This window comes from Micromonospora sp. NPDC051296 (genome assembly GCF_040682255.1).
Lineage (GTDB): Bacteria > Actinomycetota > Actinomycetes > Mycobacteriales > Micromonosporaceae > Micromonospora > Micromonospora craterilacus.
In genome coordinates this window covers 1-11,731 of sequence record NZ_JBFBAO010000226.1, presented here as the reverse complement: position 1 = coordinate 11,731, position 11,731 = coordinate 1, and the positions used below count along the sequence as shown (strand labels likewise).

Below are 11,731 nucleotides of genomic sequence, written 5' to 3'. Positions count from 1 at the left end.
GGCGTCGGTGACGGCCACCGCAGCCGCAGCAGCTCGCGGCGCGTCCCACGGCAGGCTGAGCCAGTCGATGATGAGCACCCAAGCAACGAACGTAGCCAGGGGATACATCCCCAACACCCAGCAGAGGCTGCGCCCGGCCATCGCGCCGGGCGAGGATCGCAACCAGTTGATCGCGCGGAAGCAGTCTCAGGCGAAGCAGGGGGCTGCGCCCGGCCATCGCGCCGGGCGAGGATCGCAACGCCGACTCGGTCCAGGAGGACCCGCAGCGGATGGCGACGCTGCGCCCGGCCATCGCGCCGGGCGAGGATCGCAACGAGAAGATCGTGCCGAGGTTGACCAGGATCGCGCCGAGGCTGCGCCCGGCCATCGCGCCGGGCGAGGATCGCAACCGGCGGGGCCGGTGTACTCGTCGTCGGTGAGTACGACCTGACTTGGGTCACGTCTGGTCGGTGATCGGGGTGGCGAGACGTTGACCTGTGGTTTTAGCGGTTGCGGTGGAGAAATTTGCGCACTAATCCGGGGCCGTAGGGTTGTCCGGCAGCCATCCGCTGCTGACCGGCCGCCCTCAGCACCGCCAACTCAGCGTCGTCGTGCGCCGATCCGATGTGCTCAATGTCGCGCGCCCCGCGCCGTGAGGAGTAGACGATCTGCACCGCGGTCGCGCCCGACGCCGTCTTCACCGTGCGCACGTACGGAGCCACCAACACACAGGGCGAGGGCCGGCCGACAAGCGGCGGGACCAGGTCATCTACTACCAGTATAAGTCCGAGCGAGCCCGGCGGACCTTGCGCGGTATCGATGAGCAGGTCGCCAAGGCCGAGAAAGCCGTCGCGGGCAAAACCGCGGTCAAGCGCAACCGATTCGTCCAGCTGGCCGGCGGCACTCGGAAGGTCAACCGGACCCTGGAAGCCAAAGCGCGGGCCTTGGCCGGGCTGAAGGGCTACGTCACCAACCTCGCCGCCTGCCCGGACGGCACCCCCATCACCGCCGAGTTCGTGATCGACGCCTACCACCGGCTCTTCCAGATCGAGAAATCGTTCCGGATGTCAAAGCACGACCTGCAAGCCCGGCCGATCTACCACCATCAGCGCGACTCCATCGACGCTCACCTGACCATCGTGTTCGCCGCCCTGGCCGTCAGCCGCTGGCTCGAAGACACCACCGGCTGGTCAATCAAAAAGTTCGTCCGCACCGCCCGCCGCTACCGCACCATCGAAATCCAAGCCAGCGGCCACACCATCACCGCCGCCGACCCCCTACCCGACGACCTCCACCAAGCCCTCGACCGAATCAACCAGCAGCACCCTGCGCACTAACTTGACCCAACTCAGGCCCGGCCATCGCGCCGGGCGAGGATCGCAACCAGGCACTACCCGGCCCCGTGCAGTCGGTGGTGATCGCTGCGCCCGGCCATCGCGCCGGGCGAGGATCGCAACGCCAGATAGGCCGCGATAACGCGCGAAACGTACCCCGGCTGCGCCCGGCCATCGTGCCGGGCGAGGATCGCAACGCGTGAACGCTTACGCATGGATGCGCATTGGCGTGCGCGCTGCGCCCGGCCATCGCGCCGGGCGAGGATCGCAACATAAGGGGACCGGGTAACAGCACCGTCGGCCGATGGCTGCGCCTGGCCATCGGCGTCGCGGCGGAGGTCGCATCGCGGGCGGTGTCGCTAACCTGGCGCACCTGCTGCCGCTGTACGCAGCCATAGCCGAGTGGGCGTTGTAAACCGACGGATGCGACGGCGGCTGGCTGTGGGGTCGCGGGCGGTGGCAGGAGGCCGTGAGCCTGGTGCCAGGCGGCTTCCGTTGTGGGGCTGTGGAAGGCCCACGGCGGGGCAGGGTCTCATGTGGCGATGGACCGGATCCGGGGTTCGCTGGTGTCCAATACTTGATGCTCTTCGTTGGGAAGGCGAAAACGACGTCGGGAGGGGACGTTCATGTCGGCCTTGAATACTCTCTGGGCGCACAGTCTTGCTGCCGACGGCCGGTGGCATTCTCTTGCTGATCATCTTCGTGGCACAGCGAACCTGGCGCGACGGTTTTCCACTCCGTTCGGTGGGGGTGAGGTGGCGTACTGGCTGGGCGCGTTGCACGATGTGGGCAAGGCGGCCTGCGCCTGGCAGGACAAGCTTGCCTCGGTCGCGGCCACCGGTAGTCGAGTCGGCATCGACCATAAGTCACTTGGCACCCGGATAGCCTATAAGCGTGGACTTGGCGGGTTCGCCGGTGCGATCTTCGGACATCACGGTGGGCTTATCGATACGCCCAACCTGCGTGAGACGTTCCGGCGGAAGCTCGCTGACGCGCCGGGCAACATGGTGTCCGCCGAGCGCGAGCTGCCAGGGTTGCTACCGGATTTGCCGGATCGGTTCGATCATCTGGTGCCGGCGGCTTGGCAGGCGGATCCGTTGGTGGGAGAACTGGCGCTGCGTCTGTGCTACAGCGCGCTGGTCGACGCGGACAGCCTGGACACCAGCGCGCATTTTCAGGGACTGACCGGCCCACGGGTGCGTCCGGACGCCGACTTCGGTCACCTGTACAAGCTGTTCGAGCAGCGGCGGTGTGAGGAACTGACGGGGCGCGGCGGCACTGCGATCGGCGATCTGCGGGAGCGGGTGTACGCGGACTGCCTCGCGGCGGCTGAACGGGATCGTGGAATGTTTCGCCTCGGCGCGCCGACCGGAGCGGGAAAGACCCTCGCGAGCGGCGGGTTCGCGCTGCGGCACGCGGAGAAGCATGGCCTGCGTCGGGTGATCGTGGCAGTTCCGTTCCTCACCATCACGGAGCAGAACGCCGCCGTCTACCGTCGGCTGCTCGGCGAGGACGGCGGCGAGCCGGTCGTCCTCGAACATCACAGCCAGGCCGACTTTGATAACCCGGAGGTCGGCCGGTGGGCGCGGTTGGCTGTCGAGAATTGGGACGCGCCGTTCGTCGTCACCACCTTCGTCCGGCTCTTCGAGTCGCTGTACGCACGTAAGCCGTCGGCGATGCGTCGGGTGCACCGGCTGGCCAACTCGGTCATCGTGCTGGACGAGGTGCAGGCGCTGCCGCATGCCATGCTGGCGCCCATCCTTGATGGACTGCGGTTGCTTGTACGGCACTTCGGCTCGACCGTGCTGCTGTCCTCGGCGACGCAGCCGAGTTTTTGGGCTTTGGACGAGTTCAAGGGCCTGCCCTACACGGACTTGATCCACGACACTCCGCAGTTGGTCAGTGATCTGCGAAGAGTGCGCTACGAGTGGCAGCTCGATCCGAAGCCGACGCTTGCCGGCATCGCCGACCAGGCAGCCTCGGAGCCGGCGGCGCTGGTCGTGGTCAACGCGACCGCGGACGCGAAGACGGTGTTCGACCGCTGGCGTGATGCCGAGCCGGAGGCTGCCGCTTGGCACCTGTCGACGCGGATGTGCCCGGAACATCGGCGGCGGGTACTGGAGAAGGTGCGGGCACGCCTCGCCCGGGGCGAACCCGTCCTGCTCGTGGCCACACAACTGATCGAGGCAGGGGTGGACGTCGATTTCCCGGTGGTGTTCCGTGCGATGGCGCCGGCGGACTCGCTCTTGCAGGCAGCCGGGCGAGCCAACCGCGAGGGACGGATGCCCGACGGTGGGCGGGTCGTTGTGTTCGCGCCGGAAGACGGCGGGCAACCGCCCACGTACAAGACTCTGGTCGGCTGCACCGGGCGCCAGTTCGGACCAGACAAGGCCGACCCGGACGACCTGACGGCCCTCGAACGCTACTACCGCAACGTGTACGACCTGCTCAATCTCGCTGACAGCCGGCACGTCGGGCAGCGAATCCAGCAGGCTCGGCGGCGGTGGGAGTTCGAGACCGTGACCGATGGGCCGATGGACGCGGGCACCAGCCGGCGGGATCGGAAGCTGGCGTTCCGGATGATCGACGATGACGGGATCAGCGTGGTGACGCCGCAGGCGGCCGAGACCCCTGAATTGCGGCGTGAGCTGGAGCAGATCGTTGAGGAGTTGCGCCAAGCGCCGGTTCCGGACCTGACGAAGCTACGGCGGCTACAGGCTTACACGACGAACCTCCATCCCAGCGCGCTACGCCAGCGTGGCGTGATGGCACTGCTGCGACCGATCTTCGGCAACGAGGTGCGACGGGGCGTGCTTGTCGAGTGGGTCGGCGAGTACGACGAGGCCACCGGCATCAACCTCGACCCGAATCTAGAGCAGTTCCTTCTCTGACGGCGGGTCGAAGCTTGCCAGGTGAACACCGATGCGAATTGCCGCCGTGTGGCAGCCCCGCTCACTTTATGATCTTGTTTAGCCCGCCAGCCGAGATCAAGCTGGCGAGCACACCCACGGGAAGATTCTCGGCGGTGCCGACCATGATGCCGACTGCCGCGCTAATCCCGATGATGACTGCCCAGCGCAGAGGCAGGGGAGCGGAGCCCTGTGTCTCCGGGTCTCGCTTGAGTGACCCGGGGTTGCGCCGTTGACTTCCAGCCATGTGGTTGCCTTCTACCTTAGCGATGGTGGGAAAGATCGTTTCTGTTGGCGGTGAGACTCATCTGGGCAAGAAGACGAGTTCCGCCTAGCTCGGATCAGACATACACCTGCCAAGCCCAGCTGCGCTCAAGTATGTGCGGCGTGTCGAAGACCAATAGCCGACGAAGCTGGTTACGCTGACGCGGCGCCGAGGGTGGAACCCGGCGGCCTGCAGTGCCTCGTGGTGCTGAGACTCGCAACGTCGGCTATTGATCGAGGATGTTCGCCCTTTCTGGCTTGGACTGAGCGTCGTGCAGTTCAAGCCGTTTGGTGGTGGGCTCGGCGGGAGTGTCATTTAGTTGATCTATCGACTGTTTTTGTCGTACCGGTCGTGGATCCTCACGCCTGTTGTGCGATGGGTCGGCCGAGCGAATGGTTCAGCGTTCTCGATTGCATGTCCGAACAGCTTTCATCTTGGAGGGGACTGTGCAGTGACGACGGATGTGGTTAACGGGCTGGCTCTGCGGCGGAGCGCGGAGGGTGATCTTCCGGTTGTGGTGCAGGTCAGTGGTGAGGCGGCGTTGTTTTCGCGGCCGGAGTTGAAGGTGGAGCGGGTCAGTTACCCGGTGATGACGCCGTCGGCTGCGGTGGGGGTTCTTGAGTCGATCTTCTGGAAGCCGGAGATGCGGTATCAGGTTGTCGCGATCGAGGTGCTCAGGCCGGTGAAGCAGTTCACGGTCCGGCGCAACGAGACGTCCGACGTGGCGCCGTTGGCGGAGGCGATCAAGGGCACCCGTCGGGTGGATACCGCCGCGCACCGGGATCAGCGCAACGCGGTATGCCTGCGTGATGTGGGGTACCGGATCCACGCCCACATCGAGTTGGCGGGACATGCGGACAAGCGGGTCGCGGCGTATCGGGACCAGCTTCGTCGTCGGGTCCGTAAGGGGGCCTGTTTCCAGCGGCCGTACCTCGGCACGCGCGAGTTCAGCGCCGAGTTCGGCTGGCCGGATGACACCCCACGGGCGGACGTTAACGAGGAGATCGGCATCATGCTGCACTCCATCCACCGTGACGGGAAGCCTGGTCAGCCGCGGATGGAGTGGTTCGGCGCCCGGGTCGTGGCCGGCGTTCTCTCCGTGCCCGAGCGGGGGATCGAGCTGGCGCTTCCGGTGGAAGGCCAGGTGGTCTAGTGCTGCTGCAACGGCTGGTGGAGTACGCCGACACCAGCGATGACATTATCCCTGCGTTCTACGCCCGCAAACCGGTGCGTTGGAGCCTGGAGATCGACGGGACCGGCGTACCCCAGGGTGATCTTGTCAGCACGGCGGACAAGGACGACCCCCACCGCAGGTTCGGTACGGCGCGGCTGGTGCCGGCAGTGACCCGCACCGTCGGGATCTCGCCCGCACTCGCGGTCGACAACGGCGAGTACGTCTTCGGCTGGCTGTCGGAAGGAGTGAAGCCGGAGCGGGTCGCGAAGCAGCACGATGCTTTCCGCGCCCTGATCGCCGAATGGGCCGTCGTCGAGCCTGACGGCCCGGGACCGGCCATCGTCGCCTTCTACCGGGACGGGCATGCCGGCAGGCTCCAACCGCCGGCCGAGTGGAGCAGAGGCGACCTGATCGGCTTCTCGGTCGACGGGGTCTACGCCGCCGATGCCCTGTCGGCGCGGCGCTTCTGGGCCGCAGTTGCCGGTGACCGCAAGGGTTCGGGGCGCTCTGGCCTGTGTCTGGTCTGCGGGCAGGTGCAGCCGCTGCTCAGGACCGTGCCGCAGCAGATTCCTCGGCGCTGGGTACCTGGCGCCACCCAGAGCGCGTCGCTGGTCAGCATGAACGAGGCCGTGCACGGCTACGAGCTGCAAAAGTTCCTGACCAACACTCCGATCTGCTCCGACTGTGGCCTCAAGTTCATGACAGCGCTGACCGGCCTGCTCTCTGATCCGCTGCACAGCACCGCCCTGTCCGGGCAGAACGCCCGGCTCGCCTGGTGGGTGCTGGGCGGGTCGACTTTCGACCCGTGGGCCACTGTCGAGCAGTTGGACCCTACCCAGATCCACGGCTTGGTCGCGGGCCCCGCGAGCGGCACGGAAGCGACGGTTGGCGACCTGTCCCGGTACTGCTCGGTGACTGTGGGCGGCAACGTCGCCCGGGTGGTCGTGCGGGACTGGGTCGAGCAGCCGATCGGCCAAGTGAAGGACAACATCCGGGCCTGGTTCGACGACCACCAGGTCGTCGACGCCTGGACCGGTGAGGTGGGGGAGGTCAAGGTCTCCCAGCTCGCGCGGGCGGCCGGACGGTTCGAGGCCGGACGCAACGGAGGCCCCGGGACCTGGACCAAGTTCGGCGCATCCGGTGAGCACCGTCCGCCCGATCTGTTCCACCGGCTACTCGGCGCCGCGCTGCTCAAGCGGCCGTTGCCACCAAAACTGCTCAATCACGTCATCAACCGGATCCGTATCGACGGCCGGCTCGACGCGGCCCGCGCCGCACTGATCCGGCTCATCCTGCGCCGCCATCCGAGCCTGCCCGAGCATGAACGAGAGAGGCTGACGCCAACCTTGAACCTGGAGCACAAGCAGCCGGCCTACGTATCCGGCCGCATCTTCGCCGTCATGGACGACCTGCAACGGACCGTGTTCCGGGCCGCTAAGCAGGAGCTGAACACCACCTTCGCCGAGCGCCACTTCGGCCGAGCCATCGGCAATCCCCAGACCGTCATCGTCTCTGGCCGTCCCACAGTGCAGGCGTGGCTCAGACGACTGCGTGGGCCCCTAGGCCGGCCGAACTGGTCTAGCGCGTACGAACGTCGACTCGACGACCTGTTCGTCCAGCTCGACGCGATTCCCAACGGCGGAATGCTGACCGACAAGGCCCAGTTCATCCTCGGCTACCACCAGCAGCGGGCCGAGATGCGGGCCGAACGAATCGCGGCCGCCGCGAGCAAGAAGGAATCCGACCTGCCCCCGCAGCCCGACGACGTGGCACCGAAGACCGACGAAGGAGACGACGCATGACCGCCGCGCACCTCGACCCGACCCGCCGCCACGACGCCGTTCTGCTGTTCGACGTCAGCGACGGCAATCCGAACGGCGACCCGGACGCCGGTAACCAGCCGCGTACCGACGACGAGAGCGGACAGGGCCTGGTCACCGACGTGGCGATCAAGCGCAAGATCCGCGACACGGTGTCGCTGCTGCGCGGCGACGACCCGCGCTACGGCATCTTCGTCGAAGCCGGCCACGCCCTGAACACCCGGATCGAGGCGGCCTTGAAGGCCAACCCGGGCAAGGCCGACGAGGCACAGCGGTGGATGTGCGAGCACTACTTCGACATCCGGATGTTCGGCGGCGTCCTGTCCACCGGCAAGGGCGGCGGCGCCGGCCAGGTCCGCGGACCGCTGCAGCTCACCTTCGCCCGCAGCATCGATCCGATCCTGCCCACCGACCACACCATCACCCGAGTCACCCAGACCCGGCAGGAAGACATCGACAAGGGAGAGCGTACGGAGATCGGCTCCAAATGGACCGTCCCGTACGGCCTGTACCGGGCGCACGCGTTCTACTCCGCCCCCCGCGCCACCAACACCGGCGTGACCAGCGACGACCTGGCCGCACTGTGGCAGGCCACCACGGTCATGTTCGACCACGACCGCGCCGCCACCCGAGGCGAGATGAAGCTGTGCGGCCTCTACGTGTTCAGCCACCCCGACGCGCTCGGGGTCGCCCCCGCCGCCGCCCTCACCCAACGCATCACGCTCGACCGAGACAACCGTGACAAGGCGCCGCGCGCCCACACCGACTACACCCGCACCATCGACGAAACGGGACTGCCGGACGGCGTCGAGCTGACCAAGCTGGTCGACCTCTGGCCGTGACCGACGACCACCCGGCGGACAGCGGCACCGACCTTCGGGAGGTGCCGCTGTCCGCACTTGAGCACTACGCCTACTGCCACCGACAGACCGCCCTGATCCACGTCGAGGGCGTCTGGTCGGAAAACGTCGAGACGGTACGCGGCGACCTCAGCCACACCACCGTCGACCTACCCGGCATCCACCGCCGCCGCGGCCTCACCGTGATCCGATCACTACCGGTGTGGAGCCACACCCACGGCCTACGCGGCATCTGCGACATCGTCGAATTCGAAAACGGCACGGCCACACCGGTCGAATACAAGGTCGGACGCTACAAGCCCGGCGGGCCCGCCGAACTGCAACTCGGCGGCCAGGCACTCTGCCTCCTCGAAGCCGGATTCACCGTACCCACCGGCTACATCTACTCCGTCGCCGAACGACGCCGACACCCTGTACCCATCGACGCCGACCTGCTCGACCGGGTCGTGGCCGCGACCCTGGCCGTACGCCGGATCCTGGACACCCCGGCGTTGCCAACGGCACGCAACGACGCCCGCTGCCGACGATGCTCGCTGCGCGAGGACTGCCTGCCCGAGCTGACCGACGGCCGCCGCCAGTCCACACCCAACCTGTTGACCCCACGACCATTGGGACAGTGGCGTGACTGAACTGCTCAACACCCTCTACGTGCAAACCCCCGGCACCAGCCTGCACCTCGACGGCGACACCGTCCGGATCTACCACCCCGACCAACCCGGACGACGGCTCCTGCCACTCGTCCGCCTCGACCACCTCGTCCTGTTCGCCGGCGTGACACCCAGCGACGACCTGCTGCTGAGGTGCGCTGACGACGGCCGCTCGGTCAGCTGGCTCACCGGCAGCGGACGGTTCCGGGCCGGCCTGATCGGCCCCACCCACGGCAACCCGCTGCTGCGCCAAGCCCAACACCGAGCCGCCGACTCCCCGGACCGGCAACTGCCCATCGCAGTCGCCATCGTCGCCGGCAAGATACACAACGCCCGACAAGTGCTCCTCCGCACCGCACGGGACACCAGCGGACACCGGCAAACCGCATTACGGGCCAGCGCCGAACTACTCGCCGGACGGCTTGAACTGCTCGCCACCGCGGCCAGCACCAACGAAGTGCTCGGCGTCGAAGGCATCGCCGCACGCGACTACTTCGCCGCCATGCCCTACCTCCTCGGCGCCAGCAAGGACTGGAAAACCTCCGGGCGCAACAAACGGCCACCCACCGACCCGCTGAACTGCCTGCTCTCCTTCCTCTACGGCATGCTGCGCGTCGCCGTACAGGGCGCACTCGAACAAGTCGGACTCGACCCGTACATCGGCTACCTGCACGCCGTCCGACCCGGCAAACCCGCCCTCGCCCTCGACCTGATGGAGGAGTTCCGCCCACTCCTGGCCGACCGACTCGCGCTCACCATGCTCAACCGGCGCGAACTCACCCCCACCGACTTCGAGGAACTACCGAACAGGGCGTATCGGCTGACCGACAGCGGACGCAAAACCGTGCTGGCCGCCTGGCAGCAAAGCCGGCAGCGCGACTGGCAACACGCGCAACTCGGCCGGCAGGTGCCCGCCGCGCTCCTGCCACCCGTGCAGGCCCGGCTGCTCGCACGTCACCTCCGCGGAGACCTCACCGCCTACCAGCCATGGACGGTCAACTAAGCCATGGACCTACTCGTCACCTACGACGTCGAAACCGTCACCCCACAGGGGCAACGCCGACTCCGCAAAGTCGCAAAGATCTGTGAGGCGTACGGCCACCGCGTACAAAAGTCAGTGTTCGAGGTGGTCTGCCGCGAGACCGACAAGGTCCGCTTCGTCGCCGCGCTCCAAGAGGTCATAGACCCAACCCAGGACACCATCCGGATCTACCGACTACCAGCCAACGCACTCGACGACGTCGAACACCTCGGCAAACCACGGCCGATCGACCCACGAGGAGCGCTGGTGATCTAGGAACCCCAAGCGAACACGACAACCCCAGGACGTTCCGAACCCAGAAATGCGGACTAGATGAACAAAACGGACTGTGAGCGAGCCGAATATACATCGTCAGTCGGCTATATTGGCTGCTCGTGAACCGCTGCGCCCGGCCACCGCGCCGGGCGAGGATCGCAACCGGGATGACCCCGGAGATGGTCACCGCCACCGACCCGAGCTGCGCCCGGCCACCGCGCCGGGCGAGGATCGCAACCTCTCGATGGTTAGGCAAGGCCGTTGTGGGCTGTTCGCTGCGCCCGGCCACCGCGCCGGGCGAGGATCGCAACGGCCCGGTTGACGGTGCCTTCGGTCAGGCCAAGCTGGGCGGCTGCGCCCGGCCACCGCGCCGGGCGAGGATCGCAACCTCAACGTGGAGTGGAACAACCGCGGCGACGTCGTCGAGCTGCGCCCGGCCACCGCGCCGGGCGAGGATCGCAACTCACCCTCGGTGGCACCGACGAACCGCAGCAGGTCGCGCTGCGCCCGGCCACCGCGCCGGGCGAGGATCGCAACTCGTACCTCGAAGGGGCGTTTAACGCTCTCGGCCTGGAGGCTGCGCCCGGCCACCGCGCCGGGCGAGGATCGCAACCGCTGCTCGCGCGGGGAGATCGTGGTCGAACCGGAGGCTGCGCCCGGCCACCGCGCCGGGCGAGGATCGCAACTGGCTCCCCCCGCAGGACGACGTGGGGGAGGGGCTTGTAGCTGCGCCCGGCCACCGCGCCGGGCGAGGATCGCAACTAGCAGTGCGGCCCCCGGCCAGGCGACGCAACCGCCGGCTGCGCCCGGCCACCGCGCCGGGCGAGGATCGCAACAGCTGCTGTCCGGTGGCGTGCAGCGTCTGGTGTTGCAAGCTGCGCCCGGCCACCGCGCCGGGCGAGGATCGCAACATGGCCGATGCGGGCTGGTAGCCCTGCCAGATGGCCAGGCTGCGCCCGGCCACCGCGCCGGGCGAGGATCGCAACAAGGACTTGGAGGGGGAGAAGCAGGCGAAGCGGGACGGGCTGCGCCGGGCCACCGCGCCGGGCGAGGATCGCAACCAAGTAGGTGATCCGCTCCTTGAGGTCACCGACCCGATGCTGCGCCCGGCCACCGCGCCGGGCGAGGATCGCAACATTGACATTCGGGCGACCGAGCACGCCGATGTGGAGGCTGCGCCCGGCCACCGCGCCGGGCGAGGATCGCAACTCGGTGGTTTCCAGCGTGAACCCGTCGGCGGTCAGGCTGCGCCCGGCCACCGCGCCGGGCGAGGATCGCAACCTGTTCGTCGCCGCGCTGATCATCGGCGGCTGACCGTGCTGCGCCCGGCCACCGCGCCGGGCGAGGATCGCAACCTGTGGCCGCGTGCGGCGTCAACGCGGTGTCGGTGAACAACGTCAACATGCACGCCATCGAGGCGCATCACAACGAGGTTCCGCCGCAGAC

Annotated in this window: 9 protein-coding genes, 1 pseudogene and 2 CRISPR repeat arrays; of the genes and pseudogenes, 9 read left to right on the top strand and 1 reads right to left on the bottom strand. The window is 67.7% G+C overall.

All coding sequences use genetic code 11. From position 1 onward, the window contains the following. Positions 1–269 precede the first annotated feature (269 nt). Complete coding sequence (locus tag AB0M52_RS22145) at positions 270–419, top strand: hypothetical protein (protein WP_363956696.1); 150 nt, start codon at positions 270–272, stop codon at positions 417–419. Between the two features lie 63 nt (positions 420–482). Here AB0M52_RS22145 and AB0M52_RS22140 read toward each other — a convergent pair whose 3' ends face one another. Further along, complete coding sequence (locus AB0M52_RS22140) at positions 483–689, bottom strand: hypothetical protein (protein ID WP_363956700.1); 207 nt, start codon at positions 687–689, stop codon at positions 483–485. 48 nt (positions 690–737) lie between these two features. Here AB0M52_RS22140 and AB0M52_RS22135 point away from each other — a divergent pair. The 8 genes and pseudogenes from AB0M52_RS22135 to cas2 form a co-directional block, all read left to right on the top strand. Beyond that, positions 738–1,316 (top strand): annotated as a pseudogene (locus AB0M52_RS22135) (IS1634 family transposase); the annotation flags it as partial. A 10-nt stretch (positions 1,317–1,326) separates the two neighbouring features. Then, positions 1,327–1,657: direct repeats of the CRISPR family, unit length 37 nt; unit sequence GCTGCGCCCGGCCATCGCGCCGGGCGAGGATCGCAAC. 282 nt (positions 1,658–1,939) lie between these two features. Beyond that, positions 1,940–4,204, top strand: a complete 2,265-nt coding sequence (cas3, locus tag AB0M52_RS22130) for a CRISPR-associated helicase Cas3' (protein WP_363956693.1) — start codon at positions 1,940–1,942, stop codon at positions 4,202–4,204. A 746-nt stretch (positions 4,205–4,950) separates the two neighbouring features. After that, a complete protein-coding gene (gene cas5c / locus AB0M52_RS22125; RefSeq protein WP_363956698.1) occupies positions 4,951–5,640 on the top strand; it encodes a type I-C CRISPR-associated protein Cas5c in 690 nt (229 codons plus the stop codon). Further along, positions 5,640–7,463, top strand: a complete 1,824-nt coding sequence (gene cas8c / locus AB0M52_RS22120; protein WP_363956690.1) for a type I-C CRISPR-associated protein Cas8c/Csd1 — start codon at positions 5,640–5,642, stop codon at positions 7,461–7,463. The genes cas5c and cas8c overlap by 1 nt, the downstream gene beginning before the upstream one ends. Beyond that, on the top strand, positions 7,460–8,323 hold the full coding sequence (gene cas7c / locus AB0M52_RS22115; RefSeq protein ID WP_363956687.1) for a type I-C CRISPR-associated protein Cas7/Csd2: 864 nt from the start codon (positions 7,460–7,462) through the stop codon (positions 8,321–8,323). The genes cas8c and cas7c overlap by 4 nt, the downstream gene beginning before the upstream one ends. After that, positions 8,320–8,970 (top strand): CRISPR-associated protein Cas4, encoded by a 651-nt coding sequence (gene cas4, locus AB0M52_RS22110; protein WP_363956685.1) that lies wholly within the window; start codon positions 8,320–8,322, stop codon positions 8,968–8,970. Before cas7c ends, cas4 begins: the two co-directional genes overlap by 4 nt. Beyond that, positions 8,963–9,991 (top strand): type I-C CRISPR-associated endonuclease Cas1c, encoded by a 1,029-nt coding sequence (gene cas1c, locus AB0M52_RS22105; protein ID WP_363956682.1) that lies wholly within the window; start codon positions 8,963–8,965, stop codon positions 9,989–9,991. Before cas4 ends, cas1c begins: the two co-directional genes overlap by 8 nt. A gap of 3 nt (positions 9,992–9,994) precedes the next feature. Next, positions 9,995–10,285: a CRISPR-associated endonuclease Cas2 gene (gene cas2, locus AB0M52_RS22100; protein WP_363956679.1), complete on the top strand. Its 291-nt coding sequence runs from the start codon at positions 9,995–9,997 to the stop codon at positions 10,283–10,285. Positions 10,286–10,411: 126 nt separating this feature from the next. After that, a CRISPR array of direct repeats spans positions 10,412–11,640; the repeat unit is 37 nt; unit sequence GCTGCGCCCGGCCACCGCGCCGGGCGAGGATCGCAAC. Positions 11,641–11,731 lie beyond the last annotated feature (91 nt).

What these genes read in the sequence shown, in the direction of transcription:
- AB0M52_RS22145 (WP_363956696.1), top strand. Translation starts at nt 270, where the DNA reads ATGGCGACGCTGCGCCCGGCCATCGCGCCGGGCGAGGATCGCAACGAG.
- cas3 (WP_363956693.1), top strand. Translation starts at nt 1,940, where the DNA reads ATGTCGGCCTTGAATACTCTCTGGGCGCACAGTCTTGCTGCCGACGGC.
- cas7c (WP_363956687.1), top strand. Translation starts at nt 7,460, where the DNA reads ATGACCGCCGCGCACCTCGACCCGACCCGCCGCCACGACGCCGTTCTG.
- cas2 (WP_363956679.1), top strand. Translation starts at nt 9,995, where the DNA reads ATGGACCTACTCGTCACCTACGACGTCGAAACCGTCACCCCACAGGGG.